General features: G+C 72.4%; 21 protein-coding genes and 2 pseudogenes. 8 read left to right on the top strand and 15 right to left on the bottom strand.

Annotation, left to right across the window (positions count from 1 at the left end; all coding sequences use genetic code 11):
• Positions 1 to 42 precede the first annotated feature (42 nt).
• On the top strand, positions 43 to 828 hold the full coding sequence (locus ACFVFQ_RS13180) for an AzlC family ABC transporter permease (RefSeq protein WP_383413681.1): 786 nt from the start codon (positions 43 to 45) through the stop codon (positions 826 to 828).
• Positions 825 to 1133, top strand: a complete 309-nt coding sequence (locus ACFVFQ_RS13175) for an AzlD domain-containing protein (protein WP_383413593.1) — start codon at positions 825 to 827, stop codon at positions 1131 to 1133. The genes ACFVFQ_RS13180 and ACFVFQ_RS13175 overlap by 4 nt, the downstream gene beginning before the upstream one ends.
• 48 nt (positions 1134 to 1181) lie before the next feature.
• On the opposite strand, the gene ACFVFQ_RS13170 is transcribed toward ACFVFQ_RS13175, so the two are convergent.
• A complete protein-coding gene (locus ACFVFQ_RS13170; protein ID WP_383413589.1) occupies positions 1182 to 2105 on the bottom strand; it encodes a hypothetical protein in 924 nt (307 codons plus the stop codon).
• A 541-nt stretch (positions 2106 to 2646) separates the two neighbouring features.
• On the opposite strand from ACFVFQ_RS13170, the gene ACFVFQ_RS13165 reads away from it, so the two are divergent.
• Positions 2647 to 4074 carry a hypothetical protein gene (locus ACFVFQ_RS13165; protein WP_383413586.1) on the top strand — a complete coding sequence of 476 codons (1428 nt, stop codon included), beginning with the start codon at positions 2647 to 2649 and terminating at the stop codon, positions 4072 to 4074.
• Between the two features lie 690 nt (positions 4075 to 4764).
• Here the strand turns inward: ACFVFQ_RS13165 and ACFVFQ_RS13160 are convergent.
• From ACFVFQ_RS13160 to ACFVFQ_RS13150, 3 genes and pseudogenes are all read right to left on the bottom strand, one after another.
• Positions 4765 to 5328 (bottom strand): annotated as a pseudogene (locus tag ACFVFQ_RS13160) (TerD family protein); the annotation flags it as partial.
• A 191-nt stretch (positions 5329 to 5519) separates the two neighbouring features.
• A complete protein-coding gene (locus ACFVFQ_RS13155; RefSeq protein ID WP_383413583.1) occupies positions 5520 to 6212 on the bottom strand; it encodes a lytic transglycosylase domain-containing protein in 693 nt (230 codons plus the stop codon).
• 73 nt (positions 6213 to 6285) lie between these two features.
• Positions 6286 to 6864 carry a TerD family protein gene (locus tag ACFVFQ_RS13150; protein WP_383413580.1) on the bottom strand — a complete coding sequence of 193 codons (579 nt, stop codon included), beginning with the start codon at positions 6862 to 6864 and terminating at the stop codon, positions 6286 to 6288.
• 159 nt (positions 6865 to 7023) lie between these two features.
• Here ACFVFQ_RS13150 and ACFVFQ_RS13145 point away from each other — a divergent pair, with 159 nt between their 5' ends.
• On the top strand, positions 7024 to 7440 hold the full coding sequence (locus ACFVFQ_RS13145) for a sec-independent translocase (protein ID WP_383413578.1): 417 nt from the start codon (positions 7024 to 7026) through the stop codon (positions 7438 to 7440).
• Between the two features lie 26 nt (positions 7441 to 7466).
• Here the strand turns inward: ACFVFQ_RS13145 and ACFVFQ_RS13140 are convergent, their stop codons facing one another.
• The 3 genes from ACFVFQ_RS13140 to ACFVFQ_RS13130 form a co-directional block, all read right to left on the bottom strand.
• The gene (locus ACFVFQ_RS13140; protein WP_383413678.1) at positions 7467 to 7802 is read right to left on the bottom strand and encodes an ArsR/SmtB family transcription factor; all 336 of its coding nucleotides are present in this window, start codon (positions 7800 to 7802) and stop codon (positions 7467 to 7469) included.
• A gap of 182 nt (positions 7803 to 7984) precedes the next feature.
• Entirely contained in the window at positions 7985 to 9640 is a 1656-nt protein-coding gene (locus ACFVFQ_RS13135) for an LCP family protein (RefSeq protein ID WP_383413575.1), read from the bottom strand.
• Positions 9633 to 10205 carry a DUF6542 domain-containing protein gene (locus ACFVFQ_RS13130; protein ID WP_383413572.1) on the bottom strand — a complete coding sequence of 191 codons (573 nt, stop codon included), beginning with the start codon at positions 10203 to 10205 and terminating at the stop codon, positions 9633 to 9635. Before ACFVFQ_RS13130 ends, ACFVFQ_RS13135 begins: the two co-directional genes overlap by 8 nt.
• A 390-nt stretch (positions 10206 to 10595) precedes the next feature.
• On the opposite strand from ACFVFQ_RS13130, the gene ACFVFQ_RS13125 reads away from it, so the two are divergent.
• The 4 genes from ACFVFQ_RS13125 to recX all read left to right on the top strand — a co-directional run bounded on the left by ACFVFQ_RS13125 (position 10596) and on the right by recX (position 14179).
• Positions 10596 to 10790, top strand: a complete 195-nt coding sequence (locus tag ACFVFQ_RS13125; RefSeq protein ID WP_383413569.1) for a DUF3046 domain-containing protein — start codon at positions 10596 to 10598, stop codon at positions 10788 to 10790.
• Between the two features lie 135 nt (positions 10791 to 10925).
• Entirely contained in the window at positions 10926 to 12161 is a 1236-nt protein-coding gene (locus ACFVFQ_RS13120) for an AI-2E family transporter (RefSeq protein ID WP_383413675.1), read from the top strand.
• Between the two features lie 221 nt (positions 12162 to 12382).
• A complete protein-coding gene (recA, locus tag ACFVFQ_RS13115; RefSeq protein WP_383413566.1) occupies positions 12383 to 13501 on the top strand; it encodes a recombinase RecA in 1119 nt (372 codons plus the stop codon).
• Positions 13502 to 13507: 6 nt separating this feature from the next.
• A complete protein-coding gene (gene recX, locus ACFVFQ_RS13110) occupies positions 13508 to 14179 on the top strand; it encodes a recombination regulator RecX (RefSeq protein ID WP_383413563.1) in 672 nt (223 codons plus the stop codon).
• Between the two features lie 697 nt (positions 14180 to 14876).
• On the opposite strand, the gene ACFVFQ_RS13105 is transcribed toward recX, so the two are convergent.
• From ACFVFQ_RS13105 to ACFVFQ_RS13070, 8 genes and pseudogenes are all read right to left on the bottom strand, one after another.
• The gene (locus tag ACFVFQ_RS13105; RefSeq protein ID WP_383413561.1) at positions 14877 to 15281 is read right to left on the bottom strand and encodes a rhodanese-like domain-containing protein; all 405 of its coding nucleotides are present in this window, start codon (positions 15279 to 15281) and stop codon (positions 14877 to 14879) included.
• Positions 15281 to 15820, bottom strand: a complete 540-nt coding sequence (locus ACFVFQ_RS13100; protein WP_383413558.1) for a cysteine dioxygenase — start codon at positions 15818 to 15820, stop codon at positions 15281 to 15283. The genes ACFVFQ_RS13105 and ACFVFQ_RS13100 overlap by 1 nt, the downstream gene beginning before the upstream one ends.
• Before the next feature lie 97 nt (positions 15821 to 15917).
• Entirely contained in the window at positions 15918 to 16004 is an 87-nt protein-coding gene (locus ACFVFQ_RS13095) for a putative leader peptide (RefSeq protein ID WP_342456959.1), read from the bottom strand.
• 448 nt (positions 16005 to 16452) lie between these two features.
• A pseudogene (locus tag ACFVFQ_RS13090) lies at positions 16453 to 18186 on the bottom strand (FAD-dependent monooxygenase); the annotation flags it as partial.
• A 185-nt stretch (positions 18187 to 18371) separates the two neighbouring features.
• Positions 18372 to 19307: an amino acid ABC transporter permease gene (locus tag ACFVFQ_RS13085; RefSeq protein ID WP_383413555.1), complete on the bottom strand. Its 936-nt coding sequence runs from the start codon at positions 19305 to 19307 to the stop codon at positions 18372 to 18374.
• Between the two features lie 88 nt (positions 19308 to 19395).
• The gene (locus ACFVFQ_RS13080; protein WP_383413552.1) at positions 19396 to 20043 is read right to left on the bottom strand and encodes an amino acid ABC transporter permease; all 648 of its coding nucleotides are present in this window, start codon (positions 20041 to 20043) and stop codon (positions 19396 to 19398) included.
• A 151-nt stretch (positions 20044 to 20194) separates the two neighbouring features.
• The gene (locus tag ACFVFQ_RS13075; protein WP_383413550.1) at positions 20195 to 21106 is read right to left on the bottom strand and encodes a glutamate ABC transporter substrate-binding protein; all 912 of its coding nucleotides are present in this window, start codon (positions 21104 to 21106) and stop codon (positions 20195 to 20197) included.
• Between the two features lie 115 nt (positions 21107 to 21221).
• Complete coding sequence (locus ACFVFQ_RS13070; protein WP_383413547.1) at positions 21222 to 22007, bottom strand: amino acid ABC transporter ATP-binding protein; 786 nt, start codon at positions 22005 to 22007, stop codon at positions 21222 to 21224.
• Positions 22008 to 22070: the final 63 nt, after the last annotated feature.

The following is a 22070-nucleotide window of genomic DNA, read 5'->3' as shown; positions in this document are numbered from 1 at the left end:
CGGCACGTGGCAGAACACCCAGAACCCGCAGGGCCGACCGGGATATCCGAGTCGTGCGCACCATCCGTCGAGCGGCCCGATCGCGCCGTCATCAGGGACGCGTTGGGCGTCGGCGTCGCGGTCGGGCTCTCCGGCTTCGCCTTCGGCGTCACCTCCGCCGGCGCCGGGCTCGGCATCTGGCAGAGCTGCGCCCTGAGCCTCCTGGTCTTCACCGGCGCCTCGCAGTTCGCCCTGGTGGGCGCGCTCGCCGCGGGCGGCAATCCGTTGACCGCCGCGGCCGGCGCCTTCTTCCTCGGCGTCCGCAACGCCTTCTACGGGCTGCGGCTCTCCGCCGTCCTCGGCTACCGGGGCGCGGCCCGGCCGCTGGCCGCCCACTGGGTCATCGATGAGACCGCCGCCGTCACCCTGGCCCAACCCGGCCGACGCAGCGCCCGGTTGGGCTTCACCGTCACCGGGGCGTCGCTGTACGTCCTGTGGAACCTCACCACCCTCGGCGGCGCGCTCGGGGCCCGGGCGCTCGGCGACACCACCGCCTGGGGCCTGGACGTGGCCGGGCCCGCGGTCTTCGTGGCGCTGCTGGTGCCGATGCTGCGGTCGGCCGTGGAGCGGTGCGTGGCTGGCCTCGCCGTCCTGCTGCTCCTGGTGACGCTGCCGGTGCTGCCGGCCGGCGTACCGGTGTTGCTGGCGGCGCTCGCCGCGCCCGCCGTCCTCGCCGTCCAGGGGTGGGCGCGGCGCACGCCCGCACCTGAAGGGGCGTCAATCGAGGTGTCGGCCCCACGGGAGCGGGCCGGCGCGGACCACGGCACCACCGGGGAGGGCCGGGCATGACCGTCTGGATCGCGATCGGTGTCACCGCCGTCGGCTGCTACCTGGTCAAGTTCCTCGGCCTCTCGGCGCCCGCAGGGGTCCTGGAACGCCCCCTGGTGAAGCGGTTGGCCGCGCTGCTCCCGGTGGCGCTGCTGGCCGCGCTCACCGCCCAACAGACCTTCAGCGACGGCCGGCACCTGATGCTGGACGCCAAGGCCGCCGGGGTCGCCGCCGCGGTCGTCGCCCTGCTGCTGCGCGCCCCGTTCCTGGTGATCGTGGCGGTCGCGGTGGCCGTCACCGCCGGGGTGCGGGCCCTGGGGGGATGACCGCGCGGGCGGCCGCCCGTGGGGCCGGCGGGCGACCGTCCGCCGGCGTCAGTCCAGCGGCCGCCCGTAGGCCCGGAGGGTGCGCAGCGCGTTGAGCGTGACCATAGGGCGGCTCTCCAACTCCGTGCCGGGCGCCCAGAGTCGCCAGGTAACGGGCCAACCGCCGTCCTCTCCCTGGAGCGTGGCCAGGTGGGCGAGGGCCCGGTCCATCTCCTGGTCGGTGAACCAGCCGCGGGCCAGTGAACGGGGCACCGCGGCGAAGTCGTAGGCGAAGTGGTGCTCACCCGGGGCGTAGCCCTGCGATACGGGGGCCTCGGCCGCCCGCGCCGGATTCAGCACCACCAGGCCCTGGTCTCGCACCAGTCGGCCCAGCCGCTGCGCCGCCGCGGCTGCCCGGGGCCGGTCCGGGGCGCCGTCCAGGAACGCCACCGCCGCGATGGCCTCGTAGGGATGGGTCTTCTCCAGGGACTCCACGGTCGCCCAGCAGTAGTCCGTGGCCCGGAACAGCCAGGCGTGCCATACCTGGTTGCGGTGCAGCCGGCCCACCACCGGGCCGGTCGCCAGCAGCGAGCTCGGTGGGTCGTCCACCACCGGGATCCAGGGCGCGGCCGGATAGCCGCGCAGCGAGGGGTGTACCGCCGGCAGCGCGCCGTCCGGGGTCGAGATCCGCGTCAGATAGCGGCAGATCCGCTCCACCCGGCGGCCGTCGCACCGCCCGATGCGGTCCAGGACCTCCAACGCGTGCGCGGTGTGCAGCGGCTGGCTGACGGGGCCGCGCAGATCGGGTTCCAGGGCGTGGCCGTAGCCGTCGTCGTCGTTGCGGTACGCGGTGAGCGCGGTCTCGACCGGGTCCGCGCCGCCGTCGAGGAAGTGGTACGCGAAGAGCCGCTGCTCCAGCACCCGGGCGGTCAGCCAGACGAAGCGCTCGGCACGCGCCAGAGGGGTCGCTGGGGGGCTTACGTTTTCGGCCATGGCCCGACCGTAGGGGCCAAACCCCGCGCCGGCACGGGCTCACCGCCCGCTGCCCTCCGAGGGCGGGATCTTGGAGGCATCCGGTTGACGCGTCCCTCCCCGGGGGCGCGGGGCGTCTCCAAGGGTGGGACGGGGATTGCGGGTTCGCGGCGCGCGTGCTGCAATTTCGCGCGTGATGGGTCAACTCCCGCTCCACCGGCGCCTGTTCCTGGACCTCGCGCGGCTCGCGTCCGCGGGGTGTCGCCCCGTGGCCCGCTGACCCTCACCACGCGCCTCGGGCGTCACTCGCCCAGGACGGCCGGGAGGCCGCGTCCGGCCGTCGCGCCACCCGGGCGGGACCAGCCGTCCCGGATACCGGAAGGCTTCCGCGTCGTCCTCCCCCGGGGCAGCGTCAATCGATCGCCCCAGTAGGGCGGTTCACCCGTGCCCGCCATACCGGCCCCGCCCGGCCGTGCGCCCCGCGTGCGCGCCGTCCCGCCTGCGCGCTCCCGCCCGAACCCCGGCGCGCTCCCGCCCCGTTCCCGCATCCTGGAGCCGACCCATGTCCCCTCGTAGCACGCGCGCCCGCGCCCGCACCCTCGCGCTCGCCGCCGCCCTGGCCGCCGTCCTCGGCACGGCGGGCCCCGCGCGGGCCGCCTCCGCGCCCGTCAACCCCCACCTCGCCGCCGGTGGGGCCGGGACCATGCACGGCGACTCCGCCTCCTCCGACACCACGCCCCGCGGCGGCCCGGGGACCGCCCGGACCGCCAGCCACCGCACCGCGCTCCAGGCCGCCTGCCCGACCGTGCTGGCGGGCTCGGACGGCCTCCCGGTGGCCGTCTGCACCGGGGTCCTCGACCGGGCGCCGCACGTCCACCTCCTCGACCCGGTCACGGGCGCCTCGCTGACCGAGCTGACGCTGGCCAAGTCCGGTGTCCTGGGCGGCATCTACAGCTATCTGGACGACCGCGACCGGCTCGTGGTCGTCGACGGCTCCGGTGACCTGCTGCGGATCGCCCACGCCCGGACCGCGGGCGGGAAGGGGGAGTTGCCGGTCGTCGAGCGGACGCCGCTGACCTCCGCCGTGCCGGCCGGGGACGGCGTGGTCGGGCTCGCCCCGGACTGGCGGGGGCGGGTGTGGTTCGCCACCGGGCACGGCCGCGTCGGCACGGTGGACACCGCGACGAAGGCGGTGCGGACGGCGGACCTCGGGGAAGGGGTGGCCAACTCGATCTCCACCGCGCCCGAAGGCACCGCGGTCGCCACCGACCACGCCCTGTACCTGCTGCGCGCCGGCGCCGACGGCGCGCCACGGGTAGTGTGGCGACGGGCGTACGACCGCGGACCGGCCCGCAAGCCCGGGCAGCTCAGCCACGGAACGGGGGCCACCCCGACGTTCTTCGGGCCGCGCACCGGCTCCGAATACCTGGCGATCACCGACAACGCCGCCCCTCAGGAGAGCCTGATCGTGGTCTCCACCGAGGACGACCGCACGGTGTGCCGGATACCGGTCCTCGACCCCAACGGGAGCGGCACCGAGAACTCGCCCATAGGGGCCGGCAACAGCGTCTACGTGGCCAGCACCTACGGCTATCCGTACCCGGCGGTGCCGGACGGCGCGGGCCCCGCCCAGCCCGCGAGCGCGCCGTTCGCCGGGGGCCTCACCCGGATCGACGTCAACCGGAACGGCCGCGGCTGCGGCGTCCGTTGGACCACCCCGATCCGCTCGGCCGCCGTGCCCAAGCTGTCCCTCGCCGACGGCACGCTCTACACCGTGGAGCGCACCGGGGTCCTCGACCCGGCGCGGACCGGCATCCTGGATCGCTACGACTTCCTCACCGTGGACGCCCACACGGGCCGGGTGACGGGCCGTCACCACCTGGGCACCGGCTTCCTCTTCGACACGCTCCAGATGGCCGGCAACGCGACCGCCGGCCGGGTGTGGTGGCAGGGCACCCTCACCGGGGTGGTGCGGATCGCGCCCGAATGAGCCGGAACGCGCCGGCGCCCGGCCGCCCCGAACGGGACGGCCGGGCGCCGGCAGTTCACACCGGGCGGCGGGTCACTCGTAGTCGTCGCCCTCGTAGTAGTTGTTGACGACGACCTCGGGCTCGTCGTCGCTGAACGCCTCGTTCAGCAGCGCACCGCCGACCAGGCCCGCGGCGCCGGCGCCGATCAGCGCGCCGGTGCCGAAGCGCCGGCCGCCGCCCTGCTGGTGGTCGGGCTGCTGCGGGTAGCCCTGCTGCGGGTAACCGCCCTGCGCCTGCTGCGGGTAACCGCCCTGCGCCTGCTGCGGGTAGCCGGCCTGCGCCTGCTGGGGGTAGCCGGCCTGGGCCGGGGTGTAGAACGGCGGGGTGGTGGTCTGCACCCGCTGCGCGCAGCCGCCACAGGTCTGGACCTGGCGCGGCACACCCCACTGCGGGGACCACATCACGGGCGTCATCCCGGGGCCGTGGCTGGGGTCGAAGAAGCAGGTCATGTCGGAACTTCCTGTCGGTTGCGGTGATGTGGTGGGGGCGAAACCCGATCCGGCCGGCTCCACCCCGGCGGCGGCCGCGGTGGCCAGCGACGTCGCCGCTGCCGCGGGGGCCACTGGTGGGGTGGAAGGGCCGGTGGGTGCTGTGGGGGCGGGCGGCGCGGACGGCGCCGGGGCGGCCGCGGGGGCCGGCTCCGGGCGCAGTACGTCGACGCCGTAGTCCTGCGCGATGCCGGCGAGCCCGGAGGCGTAACCCTGGCCGATCGCGCGGAACTTCCAGTCCGTGCCGTGGCGGTACAGCTCGCCGAAGACCATCGCGGTCTCGGTGGCGGCCTGGCCGGCGAGGTCGAAGCGGGCCAGCTCGGCGCCGCTGGTCTGGTCGACCACGCGGATGTAGGCGCTGGTCAACTGGCCGAAATTCTGCCGGCGCTGCTCGGGCTCGTAGATCGAGACCGGGAAGACGATCTTGCTGACCTCGGGCGGGACCATCGCGAGGTCCACCTCGATCTGTTCGTTGTCCTCGCCGGTGGGGCGGCTGCCGGAGTGCCGCACCGCGCCGTCGGGGCTGGTGAGGTTGTTGAAGAAGACGAAGTGCTGGTCGGAGAGGACCTTGCCGGACTCGCCGCACAGCAGTGCGCTGGCGTCCAGGTCGTGGCCGGCCCCGGTGGCGGCTCCCACCTGCCAGCCCAGCCCCACCCTGACGGCGGTCAGACCCGGGGCCTGTTTGCTGAGCGACACGTTGCCGCCCTTGGTCAGGGCCACGCCCATGAGCTTTCCTCCATAACGTTCCCGGCTTGCGGCGTCCGTCGGCTACAACGCCAAGGAAATCGGCAAGGTTCCCTGCCTTGCGCAATGCCTGAAGTATCCGGCTGAGCGGCCGTCAAAACGGCATCGGCACCGGGTACTGACGCCATCCTGTCGCCGTTCTGTCGCCGCGTGTCCGTCTCGTCACCGCCTTGTCACCGGGCGATGTCCCGTTTGGCCGCCGCCCAGTTCGTGTGCAGTCGGTCCAGGTAGGACTGGGCCTGGGCGCCGGGCGCGATGCCGCGGGCGAAGGCGAGCATGTTGCCGGCGCCCGCGTTGTAGCCCAGCGCCAGCAGCTCGTCGCGCGAGTGCGCGGCGGGCCAGTGCGCGGGCAGTTGGCGGTCCAGGTCGTGCAGGTACCAGGCGGCCGCCTCGACGGCGAGGTTGCGGTCGTCGGGCAGCTCCTCCCACTTCCGGGCGGCGAAGTCCCGGCCGCGCTTGACCTCGTCGAAGGCGGCCCGGTGCATGTTGGCCACCCCGAACGCGGCATCGGGCTTGTAGCGCTGCCAGGCCCGCTCCAGCGCCGGATCGTGCGGTTTGTACGCCTCGTTGTGGAGGATCGCCATCAGCAACTGGGGGTGGACGCCGGCCACCGCCGCGTACCTGCGCACCGCGGCGGCGCAGTCGACCGGTTCGTACGCCCCGTCGGGCCGCGCGGTCGTGGCGCCGTCATCGGGCGACGCGGACGGGGCGCCGTCCGGACGGGCGGACGGTGCGGCGTCCTGGGTGGCGGAGGGTCGCGGTGCGGCGTCCGGAGCGGGGGTGTGGCCCGTGTGCGCCACCGCCCAGAGGGCCAGGGCGGCGCCCGGTAGGGCCAACCACCGCCACCGCACCCGGGATCCAGCCATGCTCCGCTCCCTCCGGCGCGCGCCGCCCCGGTGCCGGACGGACGTCCTCCCGGCCCGTCGGCCGCTGCGTCGCTCAGCCTACGTTGACCCCGAAGTCCTGGGCGATGCCGCGGAGCCCGGAGGCGTAACCCTGGCCGATGGCGCGGAACTTCCACTCCGCGCCGTGGCGGTAGAGCTCGCCGAAGACCATGGCGGTCTCGGTGGAGGCGTCCTCGGTGAGGTCGTAACGGGCGATCTCCCGGCCGTCGGCCTGGTTGACCACCCGGATGAAGGCGTTGCGGACCTGGCCGAAGCTCTGGCCGCGCTGCTCCGCCTCGTAGATGGAGACCGGGAAGACGACCTTGGTGACCTGGGGCGGGACGCCGGTCAGATCGACCTGGATCTGCTCGTCGTCGCCGTGGCTGCCGCCGGTGAGGTTGTCGCCGGAGTGGACCACGGAACCGTCGGGACTGGTGAGGTTGTTGAAGAAGACGAAGTGCTGGTCGGAGACGACCTTTCCGGAGTCACCGCACAGCAGGGCCGAGGCGTCCAGGTCGTAGTCGGCGCCGGTGGTGGTGCGCACGGCCCAGCCCAGGCCGATCGTCACCGAACTGAGGCCCGGGGCCTCCTTGCTGAGCGAGACGTTGCCGCCCTTGGCCAGGGTCACACCCATGAAAAACCCTCCAGCAGTCCTGAAAATCCACTCTGTGCCGTCGCCCTGGAGAACGCGCGGAGCTCCGGCTTGGTTCCATGATTGCGCAATCTCTAAAATGTCCGTGGTGGTGCCTACGGTGGCGCGACGGTGCACCGACGACCCAGAGGGAGCGGCGGGATGTTCTTCGGTATCAGTACCCCCGACCTCCTCGTCATCGCGGTGCTCGCGGTGCTGCTCTTCGGGCCGGACAAGCTGCCGGAGTTCGTCCGGAGCGCCACCGCTCTGCTGCGCAAGGTGCGGGACTTCTCCGAGCAGGCGAAGGCGGACGTGCGCGCCGAACTCGGCCCGGATTTCAAGGACTTCGAGTTCGAGGACCTGCACCCGCGGACGTTCGTCCGCAAACAGCTGCTGGGCAACGACGACCTGGGGATCGACGAGCTCCGCGACGGCATCGGCGAGATCCGGGACGCCCTGGACCCGGGGCGGGAGACGCCGGCCCCCCGGGAGCGGCGGGCCCCGGTCGACCTCCACAAGCGGGCCACGACCGACGACCCCTCAGGAGGGCGCCCGCCGTTCGACGCCGACGCGACCTGACGGGGTGCCGGGCGCCGTTCGGGGTCTCAGCCGCCCAGGCGGCGCAGCGGTGCCGTTGCCGGGGGTGCGTTGCGGGCGGCGAGTTGGGTGACGAGGGTGCGCATCACGGCCACGGTTTGCGGGTCGTCGACGAAGTAGACGACGCGGCGGCCTTCGCGGCGGGAGCGGACCAGGCCGGCGAGTTTGAGTTTGGACAGGTGTTGGCTGATGGCGGGCAGGGCCCCGCCGACGCGTTCGGCCAGGCCGCTGACGTCGCTCTCCCCTTGGGCCAGTGCCCAGACGATGTGCAGCCTGGGGGGCGAGGCCAGCAGGCCGAACACCCCGGCCGCCTCGGCCAGCACCTCGGCGGACGGATCGGCCATCGCACCCGTCCCCTCGCCCGCGCCCTCGACGCTCTTCACCACTGCGGCACTCCCCGTTGCTGGCCCCGGATGGCCCAGTTTAGGCGGCGAGCCCCCGGCTCGTATGGCCGCCGGTACGGACGGGGCCCCGGATACGACCGGGGCATGCGGGGCCGCCGACTCCACCGGCGGCCCCGCGGGCGTCAGTTGACGCAGGGGATGCCGCCCTCCTTGACGGAGTCGCCGGCGAAGGCGTCGTCGGACGGGGCGGACGAGGGGGAGCTGCTCGACGCGGGCTCGTCCGCGGGCTTCGCCGGGGTCTTCGCCCCGGCGGCGGGCGGGGCCGTGAAGTCGGTGCCGAGGATGACCTGGACGCGTCCGGCGGGCACCGAGGCCGAGGAGACCGGTGTCGAAGTGTGCAGGCGGTCGGCGATCTGCTGGGCCGCCTCCTGGGCGCCGGACCCGTAGAGGACCGTGGTCCGCTGCCGGAGAGCGGCGTTGCCCGTGGTGCCCGCGGTGTAGCCGAGGCCGGTCAGCGCCTTGAGCTCCTCGGCCGCCGCCCCCTTCTTCGTCCCGCCCGACCCGTTGAGCACGTCCACGGTCGCCGGGGCGGCCTTCGTGGACGGCGACGGCGCGCCGCTGTCCGAGCCGCCCCCGGAACCGGACTTCTCGCCGATCATCGACTGCACGATGGACCGGATCTTCGCCTCGTCCACGAGGTTGACGGACTCCCGGTTACGGGTGGCGAAGCCGGCGATCGGCAAGGTGTGGAACACCACGTTCCCACCGGTCAGGTTGGTGGCCTGCTGCGCGAAGTCCAGGACGTCGAACTTGCTGTCGATGACCAGGTCCTTCTTCACCACGTCGAACAGCCCCTGGAGCTTGCCCAGGTCCGTGAAGACGCCCTGGCTCTTCAGCTTGTGGGTCACCGAGGAGATGAACGCCTGCTGGCGGTGGGTCCGGTCCAGGTCACCGCCCTCCAGGCCGTGACGCTGCCGGACGAAGGCGAGCGCCTGCTTGGGGTCGAGCTGCTGGTGGCCCGCCGGGAAGTCCGCTCCCGAATAGCGGTCCTTGACCGGGTGCTTGAGGCAGACCTCGATGGGCTGGAGCACCTTGGCGATGTCGTAGAAGCCCAGCAGGTTGACCTCGGCGAAGTGGTCGATCGGCACCTGGAGGAAGTTCTGCACCGTGGCCAGCGTCGCCTCGCGGCCGGCCTCCCGGCTCCGGCTCTCCAGGTCGGCACCCTTGACCCCTTGGGCGGAGAACTTGTTGCGGGCGGTCGTGTAGGCGTTGGCGTACGCCTCCTTGACCTTGAAGTGCCCCTGGGAACTGCCGTCCCCGTTGAACGTCTGCACATAGTCGTCGCGCGGGATGGAGAACGCGGTGACCTTCCCGCCGTCCGCCGGAATGTGCATCAGGATCAGGGTGTTGGTGTTGTAGTACCCGATGTCGCTGGAACCGGCGTGCAGTTGGTCCTTGACGAACTCCCGCGGCAGGTCGTTGCCGTTCATGTCCTTGCGCGAATCGAGGCCGATCAGCAGCAGGTTGACGGAGTTGTCCAGGTGCTTGGGCGCGTTCTTGCCGCCGATCGCGTTGAGCGCGTCAGAGGTGTTCAGCCCGCTGCTCACCCAGTTGTAGGCCGCCCAGGACACCCCACTGGCCAGCAGAACCAGTGCCGAGGAGAGGGCCAGCGCGGTCCGTCCGGCGACGACCAACGGGGAGCGCCGCCGGCCGCCGCGCCCGTTCGCCGGGTGGCGGCGCGCGGCCCGACCACCCGAGCCCCCGGACTCCGGGGCGTCCGGCCCGTAGGGGTCCGCTCCATACGGACTCCGCCCGTAGGGGCTCCGCTCGTCATGCACCGCTGTTCCTCCTGCTCCGCTTCCGGCCGCCGTGCTGGCCGGCCCGTACGCCCCGTATTGCCAGCACCACGATCAGCACCGCTTCGGCCGCCGCCATGGCCGGAAAGCCGTCCACGGCCCACCGCACCGCCGCCGTCGTCAGCCCCTTGCCCTGCACGGTGGTGGTGCCCGCCACCTGCTCGCACGCCACGGTGATCACCGCCGCGGTCAACGGGGGCGCGGATATCAGCCACCAGGCGCCGGCCCGGGTGCAGGACTTCGCCGCCAGCGCCGCACCGAGCGCCGCGGCCACCGCGAACCCCCAGCCCGGTCGCCCGGTGAGTGCCGTCTCCAGCGCGGCGCCCACGACTGCCACCACCAGCGCTACAAGGGCGGCCCGGACCGCCCGGTTGCCGCCGCCGGCCCGGGAGCGCGACCCGGCCCGGCCGGGAGCCGGCCCGGCGCTGTCGATTCCCGGCCGATGGTCTCCTCGGCGACGGGGGCCCGGCACCCGGCGGGTGGCCGGTGCTGCATCCCGCGCCAGGTCGTCGTACCCGTTAGGGGCATCGGTGCGCTGACCTGTCATTCGCATCCTTCGGACAGCCGGACCGGCGTGGCGGTCTCGGGGCATCCTGCGCGCGGCAGGAGAGGGTGGTTCCGGCCAGGAAGACGACGGATACGCCGAGCCGGTTTCACATTTGACTGCTTGATTGCGCAATCTAGCAAGTGTGGCGAGGTGGTTTGGGCCCGCCTCCGGGGGTGTGCCGCGGGCCCCGACGAGGGGGGCGGCCCGATCCGGAGGCACCGTTGAGCTCGGGTCGCGGCCCCCTGGAGCGCCGGCCTGCACCGGCCGTCACTGGCCTTCTGCATGGCGCCGACGGTATGAAGGGGCTGGGCTCAGAAGTCTCCCGACTGCTCGTACGGGGTGGCGGAAGCCGGGAAGCGTACAGGCCAACGTGGGTGCGAGGCGGGAATCATGCGGTTGACGGTGTTCTGGGAGCGGATGGCGGACCACTTCGGGGCGGCCTACGCCGACTCGTTCGCCCGCGATCACGTGATGGCGGAGCTCGGCGGCCGCACCGTCCACGAGGCGCTGGCGGCCGGCTGGAGCGCCAAAGAGGTGTGGCGGGTGGTCTGCACGGTCATGGAGGTGCCGCAGAACAAGCGGTGAGCCGGCCGGGGCCGGCTGTCGGTGCGGTGCGCGACACTTGGCAGCGTGTTCGTGACAGACGAGATCAACGGCCACGACGGCCCCCGCCCCGACGATCCGCCGCAGGACCGGTCCGACGACCGGCGTGCGGCGCGGATGCCGCGGTGGCTGCCGCGCGCCATGGTGCTGGCGCTCGCCCTGGTGGCCTGCTTCCAGCTCGCCACGTGGGGATTCCACCAGCTGATCGGTCTGTTGCTGAACGTGCTGATCGCGTTCTTCCTGGCGCTGGCCATCGAGCCGGCCGTCGACTGGATGGCCGGCCGCGGCATGCGGCGCGGGCTCGCCACCGGCCTGGTCTTCCTCGTGATCGTCGTCGCCTCGGTCGGCTTCGTCACGCTGCTGGGATCCATGCTGGCCGGCCAAATAGCCACCATGGTCGAGGAGTTCCCGCAGTACCTGGACTCCGTCATCAGCTGGATCAACAACACCTTCCACACCCACCTCTCCCGGGTGCAGGTGCAGAACAACCTGCTGAACTCGGACTGGCTCCAGAGGTACGTCCAGGACAGCGCCAACAACGTCCTGGCCATCTCCGCACAGGTGTTGGGCGGACTGTTCAACCTCCTCACGGTCGCACTGTTCTCCTTCTACTTCGCCGCCGACGGCCCCCGGCTGCGGCGGGCGCTGTGCTCGGTGCTGCCGCCCCGGCGGCAGGCGGAGGTGCTGCGCGCCTGGGAGATCGCGGTCGCCAAGACCGGCGGGTACCTCTACTCCCGCGGCCTGATGGCGCTGATATCCGGGGTGGGGCACTACGTCCTGCTGGAGATCCTGGGTGTGCCCTACGCGCCGGCGCTCGGCATGTGGGTCGGCCTGATCTCGCAGTTCGTCCCGACGATCGGCACCTACCTCGCCGGGGCGCTGCCCATCCTGATCGCGTTCACCGTCGACCCCTGGTACGCGCTCTGGGTCTTCGGCTTCGTCGTGGTCTACCAGCAGTTCGAGAACTACCTCCTCCAACCCCGGATCACCGCCAAGACGGTGGACATCCATCCCGCCGTCGCCTTCGGCTCGGTGATCGCCGGCACGGCGCTGATGGGTGCGGTCGGCGCGCTGATCGCGATACCGGCGACCGCGACGTTGCAGGCGTTCCTGGGCGCGTACATCAAGCGGTACGAGGTCACGGCCGACCCGCGGGTCCGCCTCCGGGCGCGGGGTCGGGGCGGCGCGTCGGACGGGGACGCCGACGGGGCCGCTGCCGAGGGTGCCGAGCCGGCCGCGGATCGGGAGCCGGGGAGCGGTGCGCCGGCCGGTGAACGGGACGACGAACGACGCGATGAACGGGACGGCGAGCGGGGCGGTATGTCGAGCGGGGTGCGGGGCAGCGCGGAGTGACCGCCACAGCGTGCTGGCGCGGCGCGCGGCACGCTTGACACCAAAATCGAACATCCATTCTTATGAGGGGTCCGGCCGCCTGACGCGGCTCCGGCCCGCGGAAATCCCGGGCCGTCCGCGGAGTTATCCACAGGCCGGAGCCGGGTCCGGGCGCATTGTCAGTGGCAGGGGTTAGCGTCATGGACGTGAAGCGATCGACTCAAGCAAACCGGGTGGAACCCATGGCAGGCACCGACCGCGAGAAGGCGCTGGACGCCGCACTCGCACAGATTGAACGGCAATTCGGCAAGGGCGCGGTCATGCGCATGGGCGAGCGGTCGAGGGAGCCCATCGAGATCATCCCGACCGGCTCGACCGCCCTCGACGTCGCGCTCGGCGTCGGCGGCCTGCCGCGCGGCCGGGTGGTGGAGATCTACGGACCGGAGTCCTCCGGTAAGACCACGCTGACCCTGCACGCGGTGGCGAACGCCCAGAAGGCCGGCGGCCAGGTCGCGTTCGTGGACGCCGAGCACGCCCTCGACCCCGAGTACGCGAAGAAGCTCGGCGTCGACATCGACAACCTCATCCTGTCCCAGCCGGACAACGGCGAGCAGGCCCTGGAGATCGTGGACATGCTGGTCCGCTCCGGGGCCCTGGACCTCATCGTGATCGACTCCGTGGCCGCCCTGGTGCCGCGGGCCGAGATCGAGGGCGAGATGGGCGACTCGCACGTCGGTCTCCAGGCCCGCCTGATGAGCCAGGCCCTGCGGAAGATCACCAGCGCGCTCAACCAGTCCAAGACCACCGCGATCTTCATCAACCAGCTCCGCGAGAAGATCGGCGTGATGTTCGGCTCCCCGGAGACCACGACCGGTGGCCGCGCGCTGAAGTTCTACGCCTCCGTCCGGATCGACATCCGCCGGATCGAGACCCTCAAGGACGGCACCGAGGCGGTCGGTAACCGCACCCGCTGCAAGGTCGTCAAGAACAAGGTCGCGCCGCCCTTCAAGCAGGCCGAGTTCGACATCCTCTACGGCCAGGGCATCAGCCGCGAGGGCGGCCTGATCGACATGGGCGTCGAGCATGGCTTCATCCGCAAGTCCGGCGCTTGGTACACCTACGAGGGCGACCAGCTCGGCCAGGGCAAGGAGAACGCCCGCAACTTCCTCAAGGACAACCCCGATCTCGCCAACGAGGTCGAGAAGAAGATCAAGGAGAAGCTGGGCATCGGCGTGAAGCCGGAGGAGATCGCGGCGGAGCCCGGCGCGGACGCCGCCGGCCCGGCGGAGGCGCCGGCCAAGGCCGCACCTGCGGCGACCAAGAGCGCCAAGGGCTCCAAGGCCGCGGCGGCCAAGAGCTGACGCGCCATGACACGGCGAACGGAATGGCCGGACAGCGCCGGCTTCGGCAGCGCTGCCGGCGACGCCGAGAACCGTAGCGGCCGTCGGAAGCGCGGTGCCGGCCATGAGGGCGGCGCCGCATCCGGGGACGGCGGTGGTTCCCTCCCGTCGAGGGCCGGGTCGGGACCGCCGCGTACGCCCGAGGAGCAGGCGCGGGCGATCTGCCTGCGCCTGCTCACCGGGAATCCGCGCACCCGCAGGCAGTTGGCGGACGCCCTGCGGGAGCGGGGCATCCCCGACGATGCCGCGGAGGGGGTGCTGGCCCGCTTCGAGGACGTCGGGCTGATCGACGACGCGGCGTTCGCCGACGCCTGGGTGGAGTCCCGGCACCACGGCCGGGGCCTGGCGCGCCGCGCCCTGGCCCGGGAGCTCCGCACCAAGGGCGTCGACTCCGCCCTGATCGACCAGGCCGTCGGCCGCCTCGACGCGGAGCAGGAGGCGGTCACCGCCCGCGAGTTGGTCGACCGCAAGCTGCGCGCGACCCGCGGCCTGGACCGCGACAAGCGGCTCCGCCGGCTGGCCGGGATGCTGGCCCGCAAGGGCTACCCGGAGGGCCTCGCCCTCCGCGTCGTCCGCCAGGCCCTGGAGGAAGAGGGCGAGGACCCGGACCTCCTGGATCACCATCTCCCGGACGCCTGAACGGGGTTGGGGGAAGAGGAGTTGGAACGGTCGGGAGTTGGAACGGTCGCGAGGAGACTGCGGGGGTGGGGGAGATGAGCGGCCGGGTGCCGGCGGATGCCTGCGCCGCCGGGCTGGGGATACCGATAGCCGGCGGCGCTGGCTGCCGCTGAACTGCCTTGGTTCCAGGGCTGCTTCGGCCCGGGGCGTGGTCAGTCGAGCGGGTGTCGATTCCCGTGGCGTACCGATGGCGGCGGCCACGGGCGCTTGCCGGTCCCGCACGCGCTAGCTGCGCGGGCCGGAACGCCTGGGCGGAAACGCCCAGTTCGGTGGGGGTGGTGGAGGTGGCGGGGGGGGGGGAGGGGGAGGGGTGTGGTGCTTCGGTGGCAGGGGTAGGGCGTGACGTCGCTGGGTGCCGCGCTGTGGCGGTCGTGTCGCCCGCCCACGGCGGGGGGTGGGGGGTGGCGCACCGCCGTGGACGGGTGGCGCGGCACGTTACGGCGGCGTGCCGCGCCGCAGTCGACCGGGTGGGATCGGGCGGCGGGGAGCGGTCGATGGTGTGCGTCAGTTCGCGCCGCGCGCGGAGCACGCAACTCCTCGGACCGCCAACTCTCCCCGGCCCGCTGGCTCTTCAGCCCGTCAACTCACCGGACCACCGACAACCCAGCTCACCAGCCCCGGCCTGCCCAGCCCGTCGACTGCCCAGCCCGTTGACTGATCAGTCGCTCAACTCCTTGACGGTGGGCGGGGGTTCGACCGGTAGGCCGGATTGGCGCCAGGACTGGAAGCCGCCGATCAGGTCCGTCGCGCGGTGGAGGCCCAGGTCGTGGAGGGAGACCGCGGCGAGGCTGGAGGCGTAGCCCTCGTTGCAGATCACCACGACGGGGAGGTCGTGGCCGGTTGCTTCGGGAGCGCGGTGCGCACCCGTTGGGTCGAGCCGCCACTCCAGCTCGTTGCGCTCGATGATCAGCGCTCCCGGGATGGTGCCGTCCCGTTCGCGCAGTGCGGCGTAGCGGATGTCCACGAGCAACCCGCCGGCCTCCTGGAGCGCCGCGGCCTGCGCGGGGTCCACCCGGGTCAGCTTTTGTCGGGCCCGGGCCAGGAGTTCGTCGACGGCGCTCATCACCACTCCTCGGGGCGTTCGATCTCTTCCAGCCGCAGCACCGGTCCGTTGCGGCTGTAGCGGCGCATCAGCGGCAGCGGCGGGTAGTAGGCGTGGACGGAGACGGCGTGGGTGTCGGGGGAGAGGTTGAGGACCTGGTGGACGTGGTGTGGGCCGAACGCCCGGCCTCGGCCGTCGCTGAGCCGGCGCTCGCGGTCGACGCCGTCGGCGAGTTCCAGGGTCTTCCAGCCCTCGGTCGGGATCGCGGCGGCCAGGGACTGCTCGGTCAACTCCCCGGCGGCCGCGGCGAAGGCGCCGCGCGAGCCGCCGTGGTCGTGCCAGCCGGTGCCGGTGCCGGGCGGCCAGCCGATCAGCCAGGCTTCGCTGCCGCCCGGTCCGTCCAGCCGGATCCAGGTGCGGCCCTCCGGATCGAGCGGGAGCGAGGTGACGAGTGCGTGGTCGGCGGCGGTACGGCGGGCGAAGTCGAGGAGTTGGGCGGCGCTGGGGCCGTCGTCTTGGGCGCGGGTGTGCGGGCGCGCGGGGATCTGTACGTCGGGCACGGAAACCGTCCTGAGTGATCGTGAGGGGCGCGGGCGCCGGAAGTCGGCCGTGGCCGCGCGGAGAACGCCGCCGCGACGAAGGCCGCGGCGGGCGGGATCAGCAGGACGGACGACACATGCAGCCCGCGTAGCGGACCAGGTCCAGATGGACCCTCCGCCAGAATCGCGAGCCGTGATCAGTCATCTTCGGAGTGAAGCACGGAGCTTCCCGGAGGGTCAACCGGTGGGTCAACCGATGGGATGGGGCCCGAGGGGGCCGCCGTCGGGCTCGGCGTCGGGCTCGGCGCCGGCTCGGTCAACGGGGGCGGAACGGCGGCTACTGCCGCTTCCGTTGCGGAGCCATCGGAGCCACCAGGGGCACCAGGGCCATCGGAGCCACTGAAGTCACCAGAGCCACCAGATTCGTCGGAGCCGCCGTCCCCGCCCCCGCCGGAGCTGTCCCCACCATCGGAGCCCTCGGCACCAACGTGAGCCCCGGAACCCCCGCGACCATCGGTCCCACCCCCAGACACAGGGACACCCTCAGACACAGGGACACCCCCAGGCATCGGGATGCCCCCGGACTTCGGGATATCCCCAGACTTCGCGACGCCCCCATCACCCCCCTCCGCAAGGTGTCGTGTGCCGCCCTCGCCGCCGCCGGGTTGTCGTGCCGCCCCGTCCGTGCCCGTGCCACGGTGCGCCGAGCCTGACGGGCCCCCGCGGACCGCGTCCGCGCAGGCGGCCAGTGCGTCCGGGCGGACGCCGGACAGGGCCGCGACCAGGTGGCCGTCCGGCCGTACCACCAGCACGGTGTGCGCGGCGGCGCCCGGGTACGCCTCGGTGACCAGGATCTCGGCGCGCATCGGCAGGGCGGCGACCGCGTCCGTCAGACGGGGCATCAGCCCGGCCGACTGCCAGTGCCGGCGGTCCCAGACGCCGGTGCCGGGTGCCACCAGCACCACCAACAGCCCCCGCCCGAGCCGGTCGCGCAGCCGTACCGAGGAGCCGTCGGAGGCGGTCACCGGAACGTTTGCCACCGGCGCCCCCGGGATGGTGTTGACCGTCGTCTCGCCGGGCAGTCCGGTCGGCGCCGCCAACGGGGTGCGCGGATAGCTCGGGGCCGCGCCGAGCGGGCCGCGGCCCAGGTGGCCGTCGGTCAGCAGGGTGGAGCGGCCGCGCGCGGCACCGGGCAGCACCGTCCGCCAGCGCACCGCGCCGCCGTCCCGCAGCAGCGGCAGCGCGGAGTCCGCGGAGCGCAGCCGGGCGGCGACCGCGCCCCGGCGCTCGACCTGGTAGCTGTCCAACAGGGCGTCGGTGGCGCCGTGGTGCCAGGCCAGGCCCAGTTTCCAGGCGAGGTTCTCGGCGTCCCGCAGGCCCTCGTCCAGGCCCTGGGTGCCCAACGCGCCCAGTAGATGGGCGGCGTCGCCGGCGAGGAAGGTGCGGCCCTGCCGCCAGGTGCGGGCCAGCCGGTGGTGGACGGTGTGCACGCCGGTGTCGAGGAGTTCGTAGGGCGGGACGAGGCCGCCGTGCCCGCGCCCGTCCGTCGCGGTCTCGTCGCCGGGTGCGTCCGCGTCCGCCGCCCAACCGGCCAACGAGTCGCGGATCCGGGCCACCAACGCGTCCGGGGTCACCAGTTCGCGGCCCGGGGGCAGCAGCCAGTCCAGCCGCCAGACCCCGCCGGGCAGCGGGCGGGCGGAGACCTCGCTGACCCGCCCGCCGCCGTGCCGGGCCGGCGAGCGGTGCAGCAACGCCTCGCCGGGCCAGGGGAGTTCGGTGCGCAGTGCGGCCACCGCGTGGCGTTCCACGGCGGTGCGGCCCGGGAAGCGGACGTCGAGCAGCTTGCGGACGGTGGAGCGCGGACCGTCGCAGCCGACCAGGTAACTCCCGCGCCACCACGTCCCGTTGTCGCCGCGGGTCTGCGCGCTGACGCCCTTCGCGTCCTGCTCGACGGCGGCCAGTCGGCTGCCGGTGACGACCTGGGCGAGCGGTTCGGCGGCCAGTGCGGCGCGCAGCGCGCGGGTCAGCGCGTGTTGGGGGAGGTGCATCGGGGGCGCGCCGGTGGCGCCCCCGTCCCGGTCCACGCCGTCCGTGCCCTCCGCGCCCCCGGGGCCGTCGGCGGCGAAGACGACCCGTTCCAGCAGTCGGCGGCGGCGCATGGTGCGCCATGCCGACCAACGGGCGCCGGTCTTGGCCAGGGCGTCCGCGCAGCCGAGTCGGGCGGCGAACGCCGTGGTGTCCGGGCGGAGCACGACGGTGCGGGCGGGCCGGGTCTCCTCCCGGCCGTCCGTCTCGTCGAGGACGACGACGGGCACCGCGTGCCGGGTCAGCGCGACGGCGAGGGCGAGACCGACCGGGCCGGCCCCGACGACGATCACCGGCTCCACGGGGCGGCTCCCTGGATCCGGCGGTACGTACGGGACGTGCGGGAACTGGCAGAGGGAGGCCGGTGCGTGATCACACAGCGTATGCAACCCATTGCGGCCGCCGCCGTCAAGTGACGGAGGCGGTGGCGCCGTTGCCACCGCCTCCGGACGGTCCGCTGTCGGCCGGCGTGCGACCGGGCGGTCCGTCAGCCCTTGGTGTCCGCCGGCGCCTCCGGGGTCGGGGTGGCGGTCTCCGTGGCGTCCGCGGCCGTCACCGGCTCGGCGGCCGCGGCCACCGCGATGCCGGTACGGGCGCGGCGCCCGCGCCGCTCGATCCAGTGGGCCAGCGCGGACAGCGCCAGGCACATCGCCACGTAGATGCTGCCGATGACGATGATCACCGGGATGTAGGTGTCGTTCCCGTTGACGATGATGTTGGTGCTCATCAACCGTGCGGTGTAAAGGAGTTCCTCGAAGGTGATGATGTAGCCGAGCGAGGTGTCCTTCAGGGTCACCACGAGCTGGCTGATGATCGTCGGCAGCATCGCCCGGACCGCCTGCGGGAGCAGCACGGTCATCATGACCTGCGTCTTGCTCATGCCGAGCGCGTACGCGGCCTCCCGTTGGCCCGTGGGCACGGAGTTGATTCCGGCCCGCAACACCTCGGCCTGCACCGAACCGTTGTAGACCGTCAGGCCCGCGACCAGTGCCCAGAACTGCGGCTGACTGCCGGTGAGGCCCAGCGCGTCACGGTTGGTGAGCAGCACGACCCACAGCGCGTAGATCGTGATCAGCAGTGGGACGGCGCGGAACAGTTCGACGAAGCCGGTGGCCAGCCAGCGGACGGGCTTGTGGTCGGAGAGCCGGGCCACCGCCAGCAGCAGGCCCAGCAGCAGCGACAGCACCGCCGCCACCGCGAAGACCTGAAGGGTCGTCAGGACGCCGTCGCGGATGCTGGTGCGCACCCCGGCGTAGTTGAAGATCTGCCAGACGGCCGGGTCGAGTTGGCCCTTGGAGTTCAGTCGCAGGACCGCGAAGACCAGGAGCCCCACCACCGCCAGCGCGCCGATGACGCTGTAGACGCGGTTGCGGGCCCGCGCCCTCGGCCCCGGCACGTCGTAGAGAACGCTGGCGCCACTCATGCCCTTACCTCGCTTCGTCCCGTCCCGCCGGTGCGCGGCGACGGCGCCGGTCCGTGGGTGTCGTTCCTGGTGTTGCGGCCGCCGGAGCTCATCGGGCGACCTCCAACCGGCGCTCCAGCAGCCGGAACAGGCCGCTGACCGCGAAGGTGATGATGAGGTAGGCGAGCGCCGTCCACAGGAAGATCCAGGCGATCGCGTAGCCCTTGTCGTTGAGCAGCTTGGAGACGTTGAACAGCTCGCCGTAGCCGAACGCGCCGGCGATCGCGGAGTTCTTGGTGAGCGCGATGATGATGCTGCTCAGCGGCGCGATCACGGTGCGGGTCGCCTGCGGGAGCACGATCATGCGCAGGGTCTGGGCGAAGGTCATGCCGAGGCTGCGGGCCGCCTCCGCCTGGCCCAGCGGCACGGTGCCGATGCCGGATCGCACCGCCTCGCACACGAACGAGGAGGTGTAGAAGCCGAGCGCCAACGTGCCCAGGACGTAGGGGCTGGCGCCCTGGAAGAGGATCTGCGGGACGACGAAGAAGGCGACCAGGAAGAGCAGCGTCAGTGGCGTGTTGCGCAGCACCGTCACCCAGGCCGTGCCGAAGGCGCGCAGCGGCGGGACCGGAGAGACCCGGAAGCCGGCGATGACCACGCCGAGCAGCAGCGCGAGCAGTGCGGCGGACGCGGTGATCGCCAGGGTTCCCAGGAACCCGTCCCGGAACTCGGGCAGATAGTCGAGGAGTACGTTCATGGGGTCTCCGCGGTAGCGGTCGGGTCGGCGGCGGGCGGCGGCGGGGGACTACGGGGCACCGCCTCGCGGGGAGGGCGGGGCGCGCGAGGGCAGCGCGCCCCGTACACCCGTCGCGGCGGGCGTACGGGGCGGCGCGGTGCGGTGCGGGCCGTCAGTAGCGCGGCAGCGGCGTGTCCGGGGCGACGTAGGGGGAGCCGGACTTGCCGAGGGTGCCCTCGTACGCCTTCTTGTAGTCGCCGTTCTTGATGTGGTTCTCCAGCGCGGTGGTGATGGCGTCGCGCAGCGCCTTGTCGTCCTTGTTCAGGCCGACGCCGTAGGGCTCCTTGGTGAACGGCTTGCCCACCACCCGCAGCTTGTCGGGGCGTTGGGCGGCGTAGCCCTTGAGGATCGCGTCGTCGGTGGTGACCGCGTCGACCGAGCCGTCCAGCAGGTTCTTCACGCAGTCCGAGTACTTCGACATCTCGGTGGTGACCGCGCCGTACTTGGGCTTCTTGATCTCCTGGAGCGGGGTGGAGCCGACGATCGAGCAGACCTTCTTGCCCTTGAGGGAGTCGGGCCCGGTGATGTTCTTGTCGTCCTTGCGCACCAGCAGGTCGGCGCCGGCGGTGTAATACGGGCCCGCGAAGCTGACCTGCTTCTTGCGCTCGTCGTTGATGGTGTAGGTGCCGACGTAGTAGTCGACCTGGCCCTTGGAGATGGTGGTCTCGCGGACGTTGGAGTCGATGGTGTCGAACTTGATCTGCTTCTCGGAGAAGCCCAGGTCGGCGGCGATCATCTTGGCGATCTCGATGTCGAAGCCGGAGTACTTGTTGGTGGCCGGGTCCTTGAAGCCGAGGAAGGGCTGGTCGGCCTTGACGCCGACGGCGATCTGGCCGGCCTTCTTGGCCTTCTTGAACGTCGGCGAGTCGATGTTGACGCCCTGCGCGACCTTGTAGGTGCCGCTGTAGACGTCGGAGCCGGCCTGCTTGTCGCCGGCCGTGCCCGACTGGCCCCCGCACGCGGTCGCCGTCGCCGCCAGTGCGAGCACCACCGCACCCGCGGCGGCCGTCTTACGCATCCTCATGGTGAACATCCCTTTGTTCAGCAGGTGTTGGAAATCACGAAGGCCCAACCGCGGCCCGTAGTGGGGGGAATTCAGGGAGAAATCAGTGGGAGATCGGTGAGAGATCAGGGGGAAATCAGTGGTGGAGGATCTTCGAGAGGAAGTCCTTCGCCCGGTCGCTGCGCGGGTTGTTGAAGAACTGGTTCGGCTCGGCCTCTTCGACGACCTTGCCGTCCGCCATGAAGACCACCCGGTTCGCCGCGGAGCGCGCGAACCCCATCTCGTGGGTGACCACGACCATCGTCATGCCGTCCCGGGCGAGCTGCTGCATGACCTCCAGCACCTCGTTGATCATCTCCGGGTCGAGCGCCGAGGTCGGCTCGTCGAAGAGCATCACCTTCGGGTCCATCGCCAGGGCGCGGGCGATCGCCACCCGCTGTTGCTGGCCGCCGGAGAGCTGCGCGGGGTACTTCTCCGCCTGGGCGCCGACGCCGACCCGGTCGAGCAGCGCCCGGGCCTTGCGCTCCGCGGTCGCCTTGTCGGTCTTGCGGACCTTGGTCTGGCCCAGCACCACGTTCTCCAGCACCGTCTTGTGTGCGAAGAGGTTGAAGGACTGGAACACCATGCCCACGTCGGCGCGCAGCCGGGCCAGTTCACGGCCCTCCTGGGGCAGCGGCTTGCCGTCGATGCTGATGCTGCCGGTGTCCACCGTCTCCAGGCGGTTGATGGTGCGGCACAGCGTGGACTTGCCGGACCCGGAGGGCCCGATCACCACGACCACCTCGCCGCGCCGGATCGTCAGGTTGATGTCCTGGAGCACGTGCAGTGCGCCGAAGTGCTTGTTGACGTGGTCCAGCACGACCAACGGGTCTCCCGTGGGCGCAAGTCCCCCGGCGGTCTGGGTCACCGGTACTTCGCTCATCGGCGTACAGCTCCGTCCTCCTCGGTTGGGAGGACCCTAATGACGCCCTGCGACCAGCGTCAT

The sequence above is a fragment of the Streptomyces sp. NPDC057743 genome, from assembly GCF_042798755.1.
Lineage (GTDB): Bacteria > Actinomycetota > Actinomycetes > Streptomycetales > Streptomycetaceae > Streptomyces.
Note: the sequence above shows the minus strand (reverse complement) of the source record. Positions and strands in the feature narration are given on the sequence as shown.